General features: G+C 68.5%; 13 protein-coding genes and 1 tRNA gene. 11 read left to right on the forward strand and 3 right to left on the reverse strand.

Annotated features, from left to right (window positions below):
- The 6 genes from MIC448_RS15440 to MIC448_RS15465 all read left to right on the forward strand — a co-directional run.
- Positions 1 to 364 (forward strand): Rv3654c family TadE-like protein (locus MIC448_RS15440; protein WP_306342209.1); only part of this gene is annotated, 364 nt, incomplete at its 5' end.
- Positions 365 to 432: 68 nt separating this feature from the next.
- Entirely contained in the window at positions 433 to 3,147 is a 2,715-nt protein-coding gene (gene topA / locus MIC448_RS15445; RefSeq protein ID WP_036301768.1) for a type I DNA topoisomerase, read from the forward strand.
- Positions 3,147 to 3,797: a dTMP kinase gene (tmk, locus tag MIC448_RS15450; protein WP_051514201.1), complete on the forward strand. Its 651-nt coding sequence runs from the start codon at positions 3,147 to 3,149 to the stop codon at positions 3,795 to 3,797. The genes topA and tmk overlap by 1 nt, the downstream gene beginning before the upstream one ends.
- Before the next feature lie 168 nt (positions 3,798 to 3,965).
- Positions 3,966 to 5,126 carry a DNA polymerase III subunit delta' gene (locus MIC448_RS15455; RefSeq protein WP_036301770.1) on the forward strand — a complete coding sequence of 387 codons (1,161 nt, stop codon included), beginning with the start codon at positions 3,966 to 3,968 and terminating at the stop codon, positions 5,124 to 5,126.
- Positions 5,123 to 6,670, forward strand: coding sequence for an alpha/beta hydrolase (locus MIC448_RS15460; protein WP_036301772.1), 1,548 nt, complete (start codon positions 5,123 to 5,125; stop codon positions 6,668 to 6,670). The genes MIC448_RS15455 and MIC448_RS15460 overlap by 4 nt, the downstream gene beginning before the upstream one ends.
- A gap of 199 nt (positions 6,671 to 6,869) precedes the next feature.
- Positions 6,870 to 6,945 (forward strand) — tRNA-Thr (locus MIC448_RS15465).
- A gap of 116 nt (positions 6,946 to 7,061) precedes the next feature.
- On the opposite strand, the gene MIC448_RS15470 is transcribed toward MIC448_RS15465, so the two are convergent.
- Positions 7,062 to 8,030, reverse strand: coding sequence for a LacI family DNA-binding transcriptional regulator (locus MIC448_RS15470; protein ID WP_036301775.1), 969 nt, complete (start codon positions 8,028 to 8,030; stop codon positions 7,062 to 7,064).
- A 183-nt stretch (positions 8,031 to 8,213) separates the two neighbouring features.
- Between MIC448_RS15470 and MIC448_RS15475 the strand changes: the two genes are divergently transcribed.
- The 3 genes from MIC448_RS15475 to MIC448_RS15485 all read left to right on the forward strand — a co-directional run bounded on the left by MIC448_RS15475 (position 8,214) and on the right by MIC448_RS15485 (position 14,369).
- A complete protein-coding gene (locus tag MIC448_RS15475) occupies positions 8,214 to 9,563 on the forward strand; it encodes an MFS transporter (RefSeq protein ID WP_051514204.1) in 1,350 nt (449 codons plus the stop codon).
- Positions 9,564 to 9,627: 64 nt separating this feature from the next.
- Positions 9,628 to 12,123, forward strand: a complete 2,496-nt coding sequence (locus tag MIC448_RS15480; protein ID WP_036301777.1) for an alpha-L-rhamnosidase — start codon at positions 9,628 to 9,630, stop codon at positions 12,121 to 12,123.
- Positions 12,120 to 14,369 (forward strand): glycoside hydrolase family 3 C-terminal domain-containing protein, encoded by a 2,250-nt coding sequence (locus tag MIC448_RS15485; RefSeq protein WP_036301779.1) that lies wholly within the window; start codon positions 12,120 to 12,122, stop codon positions 14,367 to 14,369. The genes MIC448_RS15480 and MIC448_RS15485 overlap by 4 nt, the downstream gene beginning before the upstream one ends.
- 79 nt (positions 14,370 to 14,448) lie before the next feature.
- Here MIC448_RS15485 and MIC448_RS15490 read toward each other — a convergent pair whose 3' ends face one another.
- Positions 14,449 to 15,093 carry a GntR family transcriptional regulator gene (locus MIC448_RS15490; RefSeq protein WP_036301780.1) on the reverse strand — a complete coding sequence of 215 codons (645 nt, stop codon included), beginning with the start codon at positions 15,091 to 15,093 and terminating at the stop codon, positions 14,449 to 14,451.
- Between the two features lie 23 nt (positions 15,094 to 15,116).
- Positions 15,117 to 15,656 carry a VOC family protein gene (locus MIC448_RS15495; RefSeq protein WP_036301782.1) on the reverse strand — a complete coding sequence of 180 codons (540 nt, stop codon included), beginning with the start codon at positions 15,654 to 15,656 and terminating at the stop codon, positions 15,117 to 15,119.
- Between the two features lie 178 nt (positions 15,657 to 15,834).
- On the opposite strand from MIC448_RS15495, the gene MIC448_RS15500 reads away from it, so the two are divergent.
- Complete coding sequence (locus tag MIC448_RS15500; RefSeq protein WP_036301784.1) at positions 15,835 to 18,012, forward strand: thiamine pyrophosphate-dependent enzyme; 2,178 nt, start codon at positions 15,835 to 15,837, stop codon at positions 18,010 to 18,012.
- Positions 18,013 to 18,014: 2 nt separating this feature from the next.
- A partial coding sequence (locus MIC448_RS15505; RefSeq protein ID WP_036301786.1) for a biotin/lipoyl-containing protein occupies positions 18,015 to 18,309 on the forward strand: 295 nt, incomplete at its 3' end.

Consider the following 18,309-nt stretch of genomic DNA (forward strand, 5'->3'; position numbering starts at 1 on the left):
TGCCCCGCGCTGCGCTGGAGTGCTGCTGATGGCGGGCGCGATGCTCGTCGTCGGGTCCATGCTCGTCAGCGCGACCCTCACGGTCGGCCTCGCGGCGACGGGCGGCGCGGCCGTGGCCGCTCGCCGCGCGGCTGGGGCTGCCGACAACGCCGCGATCGCCGCGGCCGACACGGTGTCGGGCGCGCTGCCGGGTGAGCCGTGCGCACGCGCGGCGGAGGTGGCCGAGGCATCCGGTGCGCGCTTGGTCTCGTGCGACACCGAGGACCTCGACGCGATCGTGAGCGTCAGGGTGTCGTTCGCGGGCATGGCCGCGGTGGCACGTGCCCGGGCTGGACCGCCCCGGGACTCGGGCGTTCCCGAGTAGGCGGCGCGCCGCCCCGACCCGGCTCACAGTCTGCGGTGTGTATGGTGTGCATCGGAGAAAGGACCCCCGTGGCCACCAGCAAGAAGCTCGTCATCGTCGAGTCTCCGACGAAGATGAAGTCGATCCAGTCGTACCTCGGCGACGACTACGAAGTGTTGTCGTCTGTCGGACACATCCGTGATCTCGCCGACAAGAAGGACATCCCCGCCGACCTGAAGAAGACCTCGGTCGGTAAGTACTCGATCGACATCGAGAACGACTTCGCCCCCTTTTACGTCGAGAGCGACCGCGGCAAGAAGACCGTCGCCGAACTCAAGCGAGCGCTCAAGGGTGCCGACGAACTCCTGTTGGCCACTGATGAGGACCGCGAGGGCGAAGCCATCGCGTGGCACCTGCTCGAAACGCTCAAGCCGAAGGTCCCGGTCAAGCGCATGGTGTTCCACGAGATCACCAAAGACGCGATCCAGGCCGCCGTCGAGAAGACGCGCGAGCTCGACCACGACCTCGTCGACGCGCAAGAGACCCGCCGCATCCTCGACCGTCTGTACGGCTGGGACGTCTCGCCCGTGCTCTGGCGCAAGATCGGCTCCGGCAGCAACGGCGCCGCCCTCTCGGCCGGCCGCGTCCAGTCCGCCGCCACGCGCCTCGTCGTCGACCGCGAGCGCGAGCGCATCGCCTTCGTCGGCGCCAACTACTGGGACATCGAGGCTCAGGTAGAGAAGGATGCCTCCGCCTTCGGCGTCAAACTCGTCCGCATCGACGGCGCGGCCATCGCGCGCGGAACCGACTTCGATGACAAGGGTCAGCTGAAGAAGGCCGTGGTCGTGCTCGACGAGGCCGCGGCCCGCCAACTCGCAACCGACGTGCAGACGGCGGGGGAGGCATCCGTCACCCGCGTCGAGGCCAAGCCCGGTACGCGCAGCCCGTACGCCCCTTTCACGACCTCGACGATGCAGCAGGAGGCCGGTCGCAAGCTCTCGATGAGCGCGAAGCACGCCATGAGCGTCGCTCAGCGGCTGTACGAAAAGGGTTACATCACCTACATGCGAACCGACTCGGTGTCGCTGGGTACGCAGGCGATCCAGGCCGCGCGCGAGCAGGCCGTGCAGCTGTACGGCTCGGCGGCCGTGCCCCTCAACCCCCGCGTCTACAAGAGCAAGAGCAAGAACGCCCAAGAGGCGCACGAGGCGATCCGTCCTTCGGGCGAGCACTTCCGCACCCCTGCGTCGCTGAGTGGATCGCTCGATCGCGACGAACAGCGCCTGTACGACCTGATCTGGAAGCGCACCGTCGCGAGCCAGATGGCCGACGCCAAGTACGAGACCACCACCGTGACCCTCGAGGTCGCAGCGGGTGAGCGCCGCGTCGAGTTCACCGCATCCGGCACCGTTTACACCTTCAAGGGATTCCTCGAGGCATACGAAGAAGGCCGGGACGAGAAGCGCGGCGACGCCGACAAGGCCGACGACCAGTCGCTGCCGCAGGTCGCCGTCGGCGACGCGCTGCAGGTCACCGAGGTCGAGCCCAAGGGCCACCAGACCACCCCGAAGCCGCGCTACACCGAGGCATCCCTCGTCAAGGCGCTGGAGGAGAAGGGGATCGGGCGCCCGTCGACCTTCGCGAGCATCATCGACACGATCCTCGACCGCGGGTACGTCACCAAGCGCGGCCAGGCCCTCGTGCCGAGCTGGATCGCCTTCAGCGTCGTGCGGCTGCTGGAGGAGAACTTCCCCGACCTGATCGACTACGACTTCACGGCCGCACTCGAGGACGACCTCGACGCGATCGCCCGCGGCGAGCAGGGCCGGGTGTCGTGGCTGCGCGAGTTCTACTTCGGATCCGAGGATCACGCGGGGCTGCGCAACATCGTCGACAACCTCGGCGAGATCGATGCCCGCGAACTCAACTCGCGCCCGGTATCGGAGGGCGTGACGCTCCGCATCGGCAAGTACGGCCCCTACCTCGAGGTCGTCGACCCCGCCAACCCGGAGGCGGACCCGCGCCGCGTGAATGTGCCGGAGGATCTCGCGCCCGACGAACTCACCCCCGCCAAGGCGCAGGAGCTCATCGAGGCACCCGTCGCCGGGGATCGTGTGCTCGGCGAGCACCCCGAGACGCACAAGCTCATCGTCGTCAAGGACGGCCGCTACGGCCCCTACGTGCAGGAGCTCGAGCCCGAAGAACCCGCCGGCGTGGACGAGGCGACCGGCGAGATCGTCGACGCCCCCGCACCGAAGAAGCGCGGCGCGAAGAAAGAGGTCGCGCCCAAGCCCCGCACCGCCTCGCTGTTCAAGAGCATGTCGGTCGACACGATCGACCTCGAGACGGCCCTGCGCCTGCTCGAACTGCCCCGCACGGTCGGCACCGACCCCGAATCGGGCGAGGTCATCACGGCGCAGAACGGCCGGTACGGACCGTACCTGAAGAAGGGCACGGACTCGCGTTCGCTCGAGAACGAGCAGCAGATCTTCGACATCGACCTGCCCGGCGCGCTCGCCGTGTACGCCCTGCCGAAGTACGGCGCCCGCCGCCCGTCGAGTGCGCTCAAGGAATTCGAGGCGGACCCGGTCAGCGGCAAGCCGATCCGCATCCGCGACGGCCGCTTCGGCGCCTATGTGACCGACGGCGAGACGAACGCGACCATCCCGCGCGGTGAGAGCGTCGAAGACATCGACTTCGAACGTGCCGTGCAGATCCTCGCCGACAAGCGGGCGAAGGGTCCCGCGCCCAAGCGCACCGCTCGCAAGCCCGCCGCCCGCAAGGCGCCGGCCAAGAAGAAGTGATGACGGATGCCGGGGGCGCTGCGGTAACCCGGCGCCCGGGCCTGTGGGTCACGCTCGAGGGCGGCGACGGCGCCGGAAAGACGACGCAGGCCGCCCTGCTGCAGGAGTGGCTCGAGGCATCCGGTCGCAACGTCGTCCGCACGCGCGAGCCCGGCGGCACCGAGGTCGGTGTGCTGATCCGCGACATCGTGCTGCACCACCGGGGCGAGGTGGCGCCGCGCGCCGAGGCGCTGCTCTACGCGGCCGACCGTGCTCAGCACGTCCAGACGCTGGTGCTTCCGGCGCTCGAGCGCGGCGACGTGGTCGTGCAGGATCGCTACCTCGATTCATCCGTCGCGTATCAGGGCGCCGGACGAGTGCTCGACGCCACCGAGGTGCGGGACCTCTCGCTGTGGGCGACGGGCGGGCAACTGCCCGACGTGACGATTCTGCTCGACCTCGATCCGGCTGCCGCGCGAGCCCGACTCGACGCCGATGACAAGCCGTTCGATCGGCTCGAGGCCGAGCGCGAAGACTTTCACACCCGCGTACGCACCGCCTTCCTCGATCTGGCCTCGGCCGAGCCGGGGAGGTTCCTCGTGCTCGACGCGACCCTTACCGCCGACGAGCTCGCCGCGCGCGTGCGAGCCCGTATCGAACCCCTGCTGTAATCCACGGTCGGCAGGGCGTCGCGCCGGTGTGCGGCCCCGGCGCGGACAACATTCCGGAACATTCGGCCTCGGCGGGGCCGAACGGACCTCCGCGGAGCCGAATAGACAAGTCATCCGGAGTGTTGTGCGCCGATGGGATGCGTCGGACGCCGCGGCTAGTCTGGGGGAGTGCCCAGCCCCGTCCCCGCAGCCCTTCCCTGGGGCGCCGTCTGGGGTCAGGACGCCGCCGTCGCATCGCTGTCCGCCGCGGCGAGCGGTGATGCCGAGGGGATGACGCACGCCTGGCTGCTCACTGGCCCCCCGGGTTCGGGGCGCTCCACCCTCGCCTACGCGTTCGCCGCGGCGCTCATCGCGAACGACGAGCACGATCAGGGTGCGATGCGCCAGGTGCTCGCGGGCACACATCCAGACCTCACCGCGCTCCGCACCGAGCGTGTCATCATCACGATCGACGAGGCCCGCAAGCTCGTCGAGCGCGCTGCATATTCACCCTCGCTCGGGCGTCACCGCGTGATCGTCGTCGAGGACGCGGACCGGATGACCGAGCGCACCTCCAACGTCCTGCTCAAGTCGCTCGAAGAGCCGCCCGAGCGCACGGTGTGGATTCTGTGCGCGCCCAGCGAGGCCGACCTGCTGCCAACCATCCGCTCCCGCGTCCGGTCGGTGCGGCTGCGCGAGCCCGAGGTTGCGGACGTGGCGCGCCTCGTCGCCGAGCGCACCGGTGCATCGCCCGAGATCGCCGAGCAGGCCGCACGGCACGCGCAGCGGCACATCGGTATGGCCCAGCGCCTCGCCACGGACGAATCCGCCCGCGCGAGGCGCGAAGAGACGCTGCGTGCCGTGCTCGCGGTCCGCAACGTCGGGGACGTCGTGACGGTCGCCGCTCGTATCGTCGAGGTCGCGACCGACGATGCCAAGGCGCTCACGGCAGAGCGCGACGCGACCGAGCGTGCCGAATTCCTCCGCACGATCGGCGTCACGGAGGGCCAGGCGGTGCCGCCCGCGGTCCGCTCGCAGTTGAGTGCCCTCGACGAAGACCAGAAGCGTCGCGCCACGCGGAGCCTCCGAGATGGCATCGACCGCGTCCTCACCGACCTGCAGTCGATGTTCCGCGACATCGTCATGCTGCAGTTCGGCCGCGACACCGACCTCGTGAACGTCGAACTCGAGCCGGAACTGCGTGCCGCCGCATCCGCGTGGACGCCCCAACGAACGCTTGCGGTGCTGGATCAGCTGCAGGTGACCCGTCGTAACCTTGAACAGAATGCCGCGCCGGCTCTCGCCCTCGAGAGCATGCTCGTGACCGCGGCGACCGGAAGGATCTCGTGACCCGTACCGAACGCCGCGGCCCCGCACGTCTTGCGGGCCGCATCCTGCGTGCCTCGATCGCCCTGGTGGCGGCCTCCGTGATGTTGAGCGGATGCCTCTATGCGGCCATTCCCGAGGACGCGACCTCGTCCGCGCCCGCGATAGAAGACCCGACGACGCTCGACGGTTTCTACGAGCAGGAGGTCTCGTGGAGCGACTGCGGCGGCTTCGAGTGCGCGATGGTCGCGGCCCCGCTGGACTGGGAAGACCCTTCGGCCGGAACCATCGGGCTCTCGGTCATCCGCTCGGCCGCGACCGGGTCCGACCGGATCGGATCCCTCCTGACGAACCCCGGCGGCCCCGGTGCGAGCGGTGTCTCGCTCATCCGCGACTCGCTCGACTTCGCGGTCGGGTCCGCGCTGCAGGAGTCCTACGACATCATCGGTTTCGACCCGCGCGGGGTGGGGGAGTCGACGGCCGTGCGCTGCTTCGACGCCGCCGACATGGACGCCTACCTCTACGACCTGCCGGCAAACCCGCGAGGTTCGGCCGAGTGGGAGGCGGAGCTGACCGACCGGAACACCGCGTTCGCCGATGCCTGTGAGGACAACAGTCAGGGCATCCTGCCGTTCATCAACACGGTCAGCGCTGCGCGCGACATGGATCTGCTGCGCGCCGTGCTCGGCGACGACGAGCTGTACTACCTCGGGTATTCGTACGGTACCTTCCTCGGCGCGACGTATGCCGACCTGTACCCCGAGAACGTGGGGCGCATGGTGCTGGATGGGGCGATCGATCCGTCCATCTCGGGTCTCGAGGTCGGCACCGAGCAGGCGATCGGGTTCGAGAACGCGCTGCGGGCGTACATGGCGGACTGCCTGACGACGCAGGAATGCCCGTTCCGCGGGTCGGTGGATCAGGCGATGGCAGACCTCGGTGCGCTTCTGGCGAGTGTCGACCGCACGCCGCTTCCCGCCAGCGATGGGCGGGAGCTCGGCGCGGACAGCCTGGTGACGGCCATCGTCGCCGCCCTGTACTCGCAGGAGAGCTGGGGCTTCCTGACGCAGGCGCTCGACGAAGCGCTCCAGGGTGACCCCGAGACGGCCTTCCTGCTGGCTGACTTCTACAACGGTCGGGAGGGCGGTGTGTACACCGATAACTCTGCCGAGGCCTTCCGCGCCTACAACTGCATGGACTACCCGGTGGACGGCTCGCAGGCGGATCAGGATGCATCCAATGCCCGCATCGACGCTGAGGCCCCGACGATCGCGCCGTACTGGGAAGGCCCCGACCCGTGTGACGTGTGGCCGCACGAACCGACCGGAACGCGGGGACCGATCGCTGCGGCCGGTGCCGCGCCGATCCTGGTCGTGGGGACCACGGGTGACCCCGCGACCCCGTACGCCTGGTCGGTGGCCCTGGCCGAACAGCTCGAGTCCGGCACCTTGATCACGAACGTGGGCGAGGGGCACACGGGCTACAACAAGGGCAACGTGTGCGTTGACGACGCGGTCGAGGCGTACCTGATCGACGGCACCGTGCCACCGGACGGGCTCTGCGAGTAGCACCCGCGCCGCGCAGCCCGCGGGGTGCCGAGTGCGCCAAGTGTTGCCGAGTGCGCCACCTGTTCGCCGGGCGTCAGGGGTGCATTCGGTACTAACCGGCGCACTCGGCGTGGCAGGTCGAGGTGCGGTCGCGCGCGAGTTCACGGCGCGGCTCGGCAGCCTGTAAGATCGTTGCTTGTGCATCGCGCAAGCGGCGCGCGCCACCTTAGCTCAGACGGCAGAGCGATTCACTCGTAATGAATAGGTCAAGGGTTCGATTCCCTTAGGTGGCTCCACAAAACCCCAGGCCAACTCGCGGCAGCTTGGCGTCGCGAATCGCTCGCGGCCCGGAGGTGAACCAGTAGCCCGGTCATGACCTCCGGTCCGAGTCGGATCAGGATGTGCAGTCGGATCAGGCGGTCGACTCGCGCACCCGCAGAGTGACCTGCGGGCTGTGCTGCCGACGAGGCGGATCCTCGCCGGCGGCGGCCGCCAGAGCAAGGTCGGCGAAGTAACGGCCGAGCCCCTCGTCGTCGACGTGGACGGTCGAGAGAGACGGGACGAACACGCTGGAGATGGGAGCGTCGTCGTGCCCGATCACGGCGATGTCGCGGGGCACGGCGATTCCCTCGCGGAGGGCGGCGCCGACGACGAGGGCCGCGACGTCGTCGTTGTACGCGACGATGCCGGTAACCCCAGCCTGCCGCCAGCCGCTCACGATCTCGCGGACGTTCGCGGCGTCGACGGCGGCGTGCGGGACGTCCTCGATGCCGTGTTGTCGTGCGGTCGCGGCGGCGAGTTCGTATCGGGATGCCGCCAGTTCGGCGAGGCGCGGATCCGCTGACGCCGCGTAGGCCAGCCGTCGGCGCTGTCGCTCGACGAGGTGTTCGACCTGTAGGCGGGGGCCCTGGCTGAAGCTGAAGGGCTGCTCGTCGTCCTCGGTGGACTCGGTCGGCTGCGGGATGACGGCGCCCACGCCCGACGCGCGGATCTCGTCGAACAGCTCCTCGCCGAACGGGAGCATTCCCATCACGACGTCGGGCTGCAGGGTCTCCCAGAGCGGTCGTGCGTTTCCGCCCGGATGAGGTGTCATCGTCACGAGCGAGTAACCCGCTTGGTCGAGGGCCGCGGATGCTTCGTCGACATGGCGGCGCATGCTGTAGTCGATCGGCCAGTCGGGGAGCACGAGGAGGATGATCCTGTTGCGCCCGCTCGCGAGGGCCTGGGCGGCCAGGTGCGGGCGGTAGCCGAGTCGTCGCGCTGCGGCCAGGACCTTCTCTTGGGTCGCCTCTGAGATGGTCTGGCCCGGAGTCGAGTTCAGGACGAAGCCGACGGTGGCGCGAGAAACACCCACCTCACGGGCGATGTCCGCCGCGGTCACCCGTCGCTCTGCTGTCCTGTCCGACACGGATCCTCCGGGTTCATGGTATTGCTTCAGGGGCTGGTCTCTTGTCGGCCGACGGTGCCTCGCAAAATAACTTGCGCGTGCTAGTAGTCTCCGCTACTCTGCTGCAAGCTAGCTCGCGCTAGTAATCCTCTCGCAATTGTGACAATGGAGTCTTCTATGACGATGCACTCGGACGACGCTGCGGCCTTCCCGCTCGCGGCACCGCAATCCCTCCCCGCCGTTCCCGGTGCGCTCGACGAGGTCGTGATCGACCCGAGCGTCCCGCCGACGGGTCAGAAGGCCAGCGCGTCGTATATCTGGTTCCAGGTTCTCGGCCAGTTCGGTGTTTTCGTCGCCTTCATCACCCCGCTGGCGATCTCGTTGTCGATCCGACTGTCCGAGCTCGCGCCCGGCCGCGAAGAGTATCTGGGCTACATCGCCGGCTCGGGCGCGCTGGCCGTCATGCTGACCGCTCCGCTGTTCGGGGTCCTGAGCGACCGCACGCGCACTCGCTGGGGACGCCGTCGGCCCTTCATGGTCGCGGGGATGACGCTCGGCGTTCTCTCGCTCGTCGTCATGGCCCTCGCCCCGAATGTCTGGGTGCTGGGCGCGGGATGGATCCTGGCCCAGATCGGTTGGGGTCAGGTCTTCCAGAATCTGCAGACCTCGATGGCCGACAAGCTCTCCGAGACCCAGCGCGGCAAGGTGGCCGGTCTGGCCGGCTTCGCGACCCAGGTGGCTCCCGTTGTCGGTGTCGTGATCGCGGGCAGCTTCGCGGGTAACGCGCTCCTGCTGTTCCTTCTGCCCGGCCTGATCGGCGTCATCGCCGTCATCCTGTTCGTTCTGTTCACGCGTGAAGCGGACACGCGCGGTGCGCGCTTCGCCGACACGCTCTCGCTCGGCACGCTCTTCAGCAAGTACCTCTACAACCCGCGGACATACCCCGACTTCTCCTGGGTCTGGCTCGGGCGCTTCCTCTTCTACTTCGGTCTGACCCTCAACACCACGTTCACCGCATTCTTCTTCGCGTCGAGGCTCGGCGTGGACGTCGTCGAGGTCGCTCCGATCATCGCGTCGCTCGGCCTCTTCGGCATCCTCGCAACCACGGTCGGCGCGATCGGTGGCGGATTCCTTTCCGACAAGCTCCGCCGTCGTCGCCTGTTCGTGCTTGCCGGTGCCGTCCTGTTCGCGGCGGGCGCGATCGTGATGGCTTTCGCCGCCGACATCACCATGCTGTACGCGGGATCGCTCATCACGTCGGTCGGTATCGGAATGTTCGCCGCCGTCGACCAGGCGCTGATCCTCGACGTCCTGCCGGAAAAGGATACGAACGCGGGACGCTTCATGGGCATCATCGGCTTCGCCGTGTCGATCCCGCAGGCCGTCGCCCCGTTCATCGCCCCGGTGTTCCTTGCGGTCGGCGCGTCGGCGGTCGGTGACAAGAACTACACCCTGCTGTACATCGTCGCGGGGATTTTCACGGTCCTCGGCGGCCTGGTCGTGTTGAAGGTGCGCTCCGTCCGCTGAGGGCCGGCCGGTCCATCGGTCGACGATCAGCACCCCGAACATCCGCTCTCCGAGGAGTTTCATCGTGCCCATCGCCCCGTCCGCCGCGTTCATCACCCCCGTCACCTCGACGGGGGCGAGCGGCGAACCCGCCGCGTACCTGCGCCGCGAGTTCGCGGTCGCCGAGCAGCCCGTTCGCGCGACTCTGCGGGTGACGGCGCTCGGCCTCATCGAACCGCACCTGAACGGCGAGGTGGTCGGTGCCGAGGTCCTCGCGCCCGGGTGGACGTCGTACCGTCACCGGCTCGCGGTCAGCACGCACGATGTGACCGGGGGCATCGTCGTCGGCGGCAATGCCCTCGGCGCGGTGCTCGGCGAAGGCTGGGCGCTGGGCCGACTCGGCTGGGACGGTGTGCGCAATCACTTCGCGGACCGCCCGGCAGCATGGCTGCACCTCGAGCTCGAGTACGCCGACGGTTCGGTCGACGTGATCGCGACCGACACCGCCTTTCGGGCGGGCACCGGGGGCGTCGGGGTCAACAGCATCTACGACGGCGAAACCTACGACGCCCGGGTCGAGCCGACCGGGTGGGACACCTTCGGCTTCGACGACTCCGCCTGGGGCGACGTGGAGTCGTTCGACTGGTCGGCAGACACGCTGTTCGAGGCATCCGCTCCGCCGATCCGCCGCATCGACGCGCTCGTTCCCGTCGAGATTCTGAGCACGCCCGCCGGCCGCACCGTCGTCGACTTCGGGCAGAACGTCTCGGGTTGGGTGCGCATCTCGGTCGAGGGCCCGGCCGGTACCGAGATCACGCTCCGCCACGCCGAGGTGATGACGGGCGGTGAGCCCGACTACGAGACGATCCGGACCGCGCGGGCGACCGACCGCTACACGCTCGCCGGTGAGGGGCGCGAGACGTGGGAGCCGCGCTTCACGTTCCACGGATTCCGCTACGTGGAGGTCGAGGGATGGCCGGGCGTCCCCACGCCCGACGATTTCCAGGCCGTCGTCATCCACTCCGATATGACGCGCACCGGATGGCTCGAGACCTCGAATCCGTTGCTGAACAAGCTGCACTCCAACGCGGTCTGGTCGATGCGCGGAAACTTCGTGGGCGTTCCCACGGACTGTCCGCAGCGGGACGAGCGCCTCGGCTGGACGGGGGACATCAACGCCTTCACCCCGTCTGCCGCCTTCCTGTACGACGTGCGTGGGGTGCTCGGGTCGTGGCTGCAGGACCTCGCCGCGGAACAGCGCGAGAAGGGATTCGTGCCCTGGGTCGTGCCCGACGTCCTCTCGACGCCGTCCTCGCCGACCGCGCTCTGGAGCGATGTCGCGGTCAGCCTGCCGTGGGCCCTGTACCGCGAGTACGGCGACGAGCAGATCCTCGCCCATGCGTACGCGTCGATGACCACGTTCATCCGTCAGGTCGCCGCGTCGCTCGATGCGAACGGCCTCTGGAGCGGGGGCTTCCAGTTCGGGGACTGGCTCGACCCGGACGCGCCCGAGAACAATCCGGCCGGCGGGAAGACCGACCGGCACCTCGTCGCCGCCGCCTACCTCTGCCGGACGACCCGCGAGATGACCGAGACCGCACGCATCCTGGATCGATCCGACGATGCCGACGAGTTCGAGCGGCTCTCCGAACGTGTTCGGCGGGCATTCCTCGACGAGTACGTCACCGCCCGCGGCCGCGTCGTCAACGAGACGGCAACCGCCTACGCGCTCGCGATCGTCTTCGACATCCTCGACGATGCTCAGAAAAAGCACGCCGGTGACCGGCTGGCCGAGATCGTCGCGCAGGCCGCCTACCGGATCTCGACGGGCTTCGCGGGAACCCCGCTCGTCACCGACGCCCTCTCGTCGACGGGGCACCTCGACGCGGCGTACCTGATGCTGCTCGAGACGGGATGCCCGTCGTTCCTGTACCCGGTCACGATGGGCGCGACCACGATCTGGGAGCGGTGGGACTCGGTGCGTCCCGACGGCACCATCAACCCGTCGGGCATGACCTCCCTGAACCACTACGCGCTCGGCGCGGTCGTGGACTGGATGCATCGCACCATCGGGGGGCTGACCCTGCTCGAACCCGGGTACCGCCGCATGCGGATCGCCCCTCGGCCCGGCGGCGACCTGACCTCGGCGTCGCTGCGCCACGACACGGTGCACGGCCCGGTGCGCGTCGAGTGGGCGGTGGACTCCGGCTCGGCGCGGGTCACGGTCGAGATCCCGCGCGGCACGTCGGCTGAGGTCGTCCTGCCGCTGCACCCCGAGGGACTCACGGCGGAGGTGACGGATGCGGGGGAGCACTCGTGGACGTACGCGCTGCCGGATGGGCCCGCCCCGGTCGCCCTCAGCCTCGACTCGACCCTGCGCGAGGTTTCCGATGACCCCGCGGCATGGCGGCGATTCACCGACGTCTTCGGCACCCACTTTCCGGGGGTTCCCCTGGACGCCAAGGCGCCGGAGGCGGCCGCGATGACGATCGCGACGCTGCTCGAGTACATCCCCGGTGCCTCCGACGCCCTCCGGGCGGAACTCGAACGATCCCTCACGCAGACCGGAGCGGCCTCATGAATCCCGACCTCACCTCCCTGACCCTCGAGCAGAAGGCAGCGCTTCTCTCCGGGCGCGACTTCTGGAGCACGAAGGAGATCCCCGAGGCGGGCATCCCGTCCATCGTGCTGACGGACGGACCCCACGGCATCCGTCGTCAGACCGGCGGGTCCGACCACCTGGGCATCAACGCCGCCGAGCCGTCGACCTGTTTTCCGCCGGCCGTCGCCGTCGGCTCGAGCTGGGATCCCGAGATCGCGCGCCAGGTGGGCGCTGCCGTCGGCCGAGAGGCGCTGGCTTTCGGCGTTTCCGTCGTCCTGGGCCCCGGCGTCAACATCAAGCGGTCCCCCCTGTGCGGCCGGAACTTCGAGTACTACTCCGAAGACCCGCTGCTCTCGGGCGTGCTGGGCGCGGCTCACGTGGCGGCCATGCAAGAGGTCGGTCCCGGGGCATCCGTGAAGCACTTCGCCGCCAACAATCAGGAGCACGAGCGGATGCGGATCAGCTCCGACGTCGACGAGCGGACGCTGCGGGAGATATACCTGCCCGCTTTCGAGCGTGTCGTCACCGAGGCTCAACCGGCCACCGTGATGGCCTCGTACAACAAGATCAACGGCGTTTATGCGTCGCAGAATCCGTGGCTGCTCACAGACGTCCTGCGTACCGAGTGGGGCTTCGCGGGCGCGGTCGTCTCGGACTGGGGCGCCGTGAGCGATCGCGTGGCGGCAGTCGCGGCCGGTATGGACCTGGAGATGCCCGGCAGTGGCGGATCGACCGATCAGCAGATCGTCGACGCGGTGCGGAGCGGACGGCTGGATGAGAGCGTGTTGGACGAGGCCGTTCGCCGCGTCGTCCAGCTCGCGCGCCTGCCGCACACGGCGAGCGGCGAGCTGGATGTCGAGGGGCACCACGCCCTCGCCCGGACGCTCGCCGCGGACTCCATCGTCCTGCTGAAGAACGAGCAGGCCACACTCCCGCTCGGGGCGCCCTCCCGCATCGCTGTTGTCGGTGCTTTTGCGGTCGAACCGCGATTCCAGGGAGGCGGAAGCTCCCACATCAACGCGACGCGAACGGACGCCGCTCTCGACAGCATCCGCGAGCACGCCGGTGCCCGGGGGATCGGTGTGGAATACGCTCCGGGCTTCGTCCTGGCCGACGCGGAGGGCGCCGAGCAGCACCGCCGGGAAGCGGTCTCGGTCGCCTCGGGCGCGGGCGTCGCGATCGTGTTCGCCGGGCTCAGCGACCGCGAAGAGTCCGAGGGTTTCGACCGGACGACGCTCTCGTTGCCGGGTGCGCAGATCGCCGTGATTCGCGAGGTCGCGGCCGTCGCCGAGCGCACGGTCGTCGTGCTCTCCAACGGGGGCGTCGTATCGCTCGAGGGGTGGCACGACGAGGTCGACGCGATCGTGGAGGGTTGGTTACTCGGTCAGGCGGGCGGGTCGGCTATCGCCGACGTGCTCTTCGGCGTCGTGAATCCGTCGGGGCACCTCGCGGAAACCATCCCGCTGCGTCTGCAGGACAACCCGAGCTGGAACAACTTCCCGGGCGAGCAGGGTCACGTGCGCTACGGCGAGGGCGTGATGGTCGGGTACCGCCACTACGAGACCGCGGCCCAGCCGGTGCGTTACCCGTTCGGGTACGGGCTCAGCTACACCACGTTCGAGACCGGCGACCTGCGGGTCGAGACCACAGGGTCGGACACCGCCGCCGTGACGGTCACGGTCACGAACACGGGCGCTGTGGCGGGCAAGCACGTCGTTCAGCTCTATGTATCGACCACGGCCGGTCCGGTGCGCCGGGCGGCCCGCGAACTCCGCGCGTTCACGAAGGTCCGGCTCGAGCCGGGCGAGTCCCGCACGGTCGAGTTCGCTCTCGATCGGCGAGCGTTCGCGTACTGGGACATCGAGTCGGCCGGATGGGTCGTGCCCGCGGGCGACTACGCGATCCAGATCGGCGAGGACGTCTCGCGCATCGTTGCAGAACAGACGATCACGTTGGCCGGAGACATCCGCGTCCGTCCGCTGACCCTCGAGTCGGCGGTGGGCGAGTGGTTCGCGCATCCCGTCGTCGGTCCCGTTCTGATGCAGGGGCTGAGCGCGGGGATGACCGACGAACAGCGCAAGCACTCCGAGAAGAACCCGGACGAGCTGAAGATGGTGGAGTCCATGCCGATGCGGCAGTTCCTCGCCTTCACCGGCGGCGCCTTCCCGCCGGAGGCGCTGGAGCAGTTGATGCAGCTGAGCCGCGCCTCGGCGGTCGCCGTGTGAGCCGGGCACGATGCACCCGCGGTTGCGAAGTTCGAACGTGTGACGGACCGACGTCGCCGACGCCCGCCCGTCGCCATGCTCAGCCGAATACTTCGGGGTGCCGCGAGAGTTCGAGCCGGCTGCGGCGGATGTGTCGAGCGAGGACCTGTTCGGCTTCGTCGGCGTCACCGTTGCGGATCGCGTTGACGATGAGGTGATGGTCGTGGTGGACGCTGCGGTCCTCCTCGAGGTAGAACAGGCGCGTCGCGGCCCGCCGGTAGTGCTGCGTTCGATTCCAGAGGTTCATGACCGTCGGGCCGAGGACGGGTGTCTCGATCGCTTTCAGGCTTGACAGGTGGAAGTCGCGGTCGAGCTGAAGGAACCTCTCGACATCGGTGGATTGCTCCATGGAGCGCGCGAGGGCCTCGAGGTCGTCGCCCAGCGCGGACGTGATGTGGGGGACGTTCATGCGCAGAAGAAGCGGCTCGAGGCGTTCTCGCATCTGATACATCTCTTCGCACTCCGCCATCGTGATGCGCGAGATCCATGCTCCCGTGTTCGCGACGAGGTCGATCAACCCCTCGGCTTCGAGCGTGCGGAGAGCCTCGCGCACCGGCAGGCGACTTGCGCCGTGTTCTTCGGCGATTTCGTCGGGTCGCAGTCTCTCGCCGGGCACGTAGGCGCCAGCGAGGATCCTCTCGCGCAGACTGTCGGCGATGGCTGCGCCGGTTGCGCCGTGGCTCATGCGGCGGGCATCTTTCTCGGTCCTCATAGTTGCGGGTATGCCGGATGCCAGAGCAGGCGTGCGGACGAGTTTTCGTATGCCTTACCCGCGGGGAAGCTCACGAGTTCGAACTGGAGGCCCCAGGGGCTGCGGAAATAGATCCAGCGCTGCCCTTCGGCGGACTGCTTGCTCGCGGTGGGATTCCCCATGACGTCGACCCCCTTACTGCGAAGATACTCGACCGCCACGTCGAGGTCGTCGACGTAGAGGGCGATGTGGAACCCGCCGATATCACTGTTGCGCGGTTGCGGATTCTGCCCGTCGGCCGGTTCGTAGAGGAAGACCTCGAAGTTCGCCCCGTGACCGAGGCGGTAGAAGCGGATCTCGCTGATGACGGTGCGGGGGTGGACGCCGAGATGCGTGAGCATCCAGTCGTCGTCGCTCGACCGTTTGGCGCCGAGCCGATAGATCTCATCGCAGCCGAGCACATCGACGAGGAACGCGTGCGCCTCATCGAGGTCGGGCACGGTGAAGCCGATGTGATCCGTTCCCCGCAGGCCGGGTATGCCGTTGCCAACGCTCATCAGGACCTCCGTGTCATCATCTTCACATCCCCGCCCATCGTCGAATTGTATCCGATAGCAAGGAACTGTCCGCGATTTTGAGGATATGGCTGCTTCTTGTGCTTGCATTGGATCAAATCCTCCTCTAACCTGCACAGGTCGGGGATGTCCCGGGTCGTTCGAGGGAGTTGAGGCGAGGATGCCGAAGAAGAAGCGCCTACAAACCGGTGTGGACTGGTACGAGCTCACGACGACCCAGGCCGACTGGGATGCCGCTGGCCCGGCCCTGCTCGGCACGATGCTCGCGCAGATGCATCTGATCCGCGCGTTCGAAGAGACCGTGCTCGAGCTGGCGGGCGAAGGCTTGGTGCATGGCCCGGCGCACTCCAGCATCGGCCAAGAGGGCGGCGCGGTCGGGTCCATCGTCGGGCTGCGCTCCGCGGATGGCGTGAACGGCTCGCACCGAGGTCATCACCAGTTCCTGGCCAAGGCGCTGACCCACGTCTCGGGCGGTGTGATCGATCCCGCCGAGCCGGTCAACGACGTGATCCAAGAGGTGCTGCAACGCACGCTCGCCGAGATCCTCGGCCTCGCGCAGGGATACTGCCGCGGTCGCGGCGGATCCATGCACCTGCAGTGGTTCGAGGCAGGTGCGCTCGGAACGAACGCCATCGTCGGCGGCGGAGCGCCCATGGCAACCGGCAACGCCTGGGCCCAGAAGCACAGCGGCACGTCAGACCTCACCATCAACTATCTCGGCGACGGCGCCGCGCAGATCGGGTCCGTGCTCGAGTCGATGAATCTCGCCGCGGCCTGGAAGCTCCCCGTGTCGTTCTTTATCGAGAACAACCTCTACGCCGTGTCGACGCGCGCTGACGAGATTACGGCCGACACGCGCTTCTCGGTGCGTGGGCAGGGATTCGGTATCCCCTCGTGGCGCGTCGACGGCATGGACCCCCTCGCCGTCTACCTGGCGACGCAAGAGGCGGCCGCCGTAATGCGCTCGGGCGGTGGCCCGACGGTCATCGAGGCCGAGGTGTATCGGTTCTTCCATCAGAACGGTCCCTACCCGGGCAGCGCGTTCGGCTACCGCACCAAGGACGAAGAGGCGACATGGCGTGCGCGCGATCCTCTCGAGCTGGTGGCGAAACGGATGCGTGAGCGCGGGCTGATCGACGATGCACAGGTGGCGGACCTGCGCACCCGCGTCCAGTCCGCGATGTCCGACGCCGTCGGTGAGCTGCTGCAGCCCGACCCGGACAACGCCGGCAAACGCCGCATCAAGCCCGAGCTGTGGCCCGAGACGAGCTTCGTCAACGTGGGCGTCCGGGGCGACGGCCAGGAGCTTGCCAGCCTGACGACCCTCGGCGCGGTTGGAGAGACCCGCGCGCTGAAGTTCGTCGACGCGGTGGCCCAGGTGATGGATCGCCGCATGGATGTCGACCCGCGGATCGTGGTGATGGGCGAAGACGTCCACCGCCTGAACGGCGGCACCAACGGCGCGACCAAGGGCCTGGCGAAGCGCTACGGCGACGAGCGCGTCCTGGGCACGCCCATCAGCGAGAACGCGTTCACCGGCCTCGCCGCGGGCCTCGCGCTCGACGGTCGCTTCCGACCGGTCGTCGAGTTCATGTACCCCGACTTCATGTGGGTGGCGGCCGACCAGGTGTTCAACCAGATCGGCAAGGCGCGCCACATGTTCGGCGGAGACAACCCCGTCCCGCTCGTCCTGCGCACCAAGGTCGCGATCGGCTCCGGCTACGGGTCGCAGCACCTGATGGATCCGGCGGGCATCTTCGCCACCAGCCCCGGCTGGCGCATCGTCGCCGCATCGAACGCGACGGACTACGTCGGTCTGATGAACGCCGCCCTCGCCCTCGAAGACCCGGTGCTCGTGATCGAGCACGTCGATCTGTACGGACGGGCAGACCAGGTGCCCGTCGGCGACCTCGACTACATCATTCCCCCGGGAAGCGCGGCCATCGTGCGCGAGGGCCGCGACGTCACGGTCATCAGCTACCTGTCGATGGTCCACGACGCCGCCGAGGCGATCGAGCAGACCGGCGTGGATGCCGAGCTCATCGACCTGCGCTGGCTCGACCGTGCCTCGATCGACTGGGACACGATCGGCAACAGCATCAAGAAGACGAACGCGGTGCTCATCGTCGAGCAGGGCGCGCAGGGCACGTCGTACGGCGCGTGGCTCTCGGACGAGATCCAGCGTCGGTTCTTCGACTGGCTTGATCAGCCGATCGCCCGCGTCACCGGGCAAGAGGCTTCCCCGAGCATTTCGAAGGTTCTCGAGCGGGCCGCGATCGCCCGCACGCCCGAGGTCGTCGCCGGTCTCGAGGCCGTGCGCGCAGGATTGGGAGGCTGATCATGGCTGACGTCATCCGGATGCCGGAGGTGTTGGCCGGCGCGACCGAGGCCGCGATCCAGACCTGGCTCGTCTCGGCGGGAAGTTCCGTCACGGTGGGCCAGCCGCTGGCCGAGATCGAAACCGACAAGGCGATCGTGGAGTTCTCTGCCGAACAGGCCGGCACGGTCGGTCGTGTCCTCGTCGCCGAGGGCGACAGCGTGTTGGTGGGCGAGCCGATCATCGTGCTGCTGGCCGACGGCGAGGGCGAGACTGCCATCGCGCTCGCGCTCGCCGCGGCGGGCGTCACTGCCGGAG

This window comes from Microbacterium sp. C448 (assembly GCF_000582705.2).
Classification (GTDB): domain Bacteria; phylum Actinomycetota; class Actinomycetes; order Actinomycetales; family Microbacteriaceae; genus Microbacterium; species Microbacterium lacus_A.

What these genes read in the sequence shown, in the direction of transcription:
- MIC448_RS15490 (WP_036301780.1), bottom strand. Translation starts at nt 15,093, where the DNA reads ATGAGCCACGGCGCAACCGGCGCAGCCATCGCCGACAGTCTGCGCGAG.
- MIC448_RS15495 (WP_036301782.1), bottom strand. Translation starts at nt 15,656, where the DNA reads ATGAGCGTTGGCAACGGCATACCCGGCCTGCGGGGAACGGATCACATC.
- MIC448_RS15500 (WP_036301784.1), top strand. Translation starts at nt 15,835, where the DNA reads ATGCCGAAGAAGAAGCGCCTACAAACCGGTGTGGACTGGTACGAGCTC.
- tmk (WP_051514201.1), top strand. Translation starts at nt 3,147, where the DNA reads ATGACGGATGCCGGGGGCGCTGCGGTAACCCGGCGCCCGGGCCTGTGG.
- MIC448_RS15485 (WP_036301779.1), top strand. Translation starts at nt 12,120, where the DNA reads ATGAATCCCGACCTCACCTCCCTGACCCTCGAGCAGAAGGCAGCGCTT.
- MIC448_RS15475 (WP_051514204.1), top strand. Translation starts at nt 8,214, where the DNA reads ATGACGATGCACTCGGACGACGCTGCGGCCTTCCCGCTCGCGGCACCG.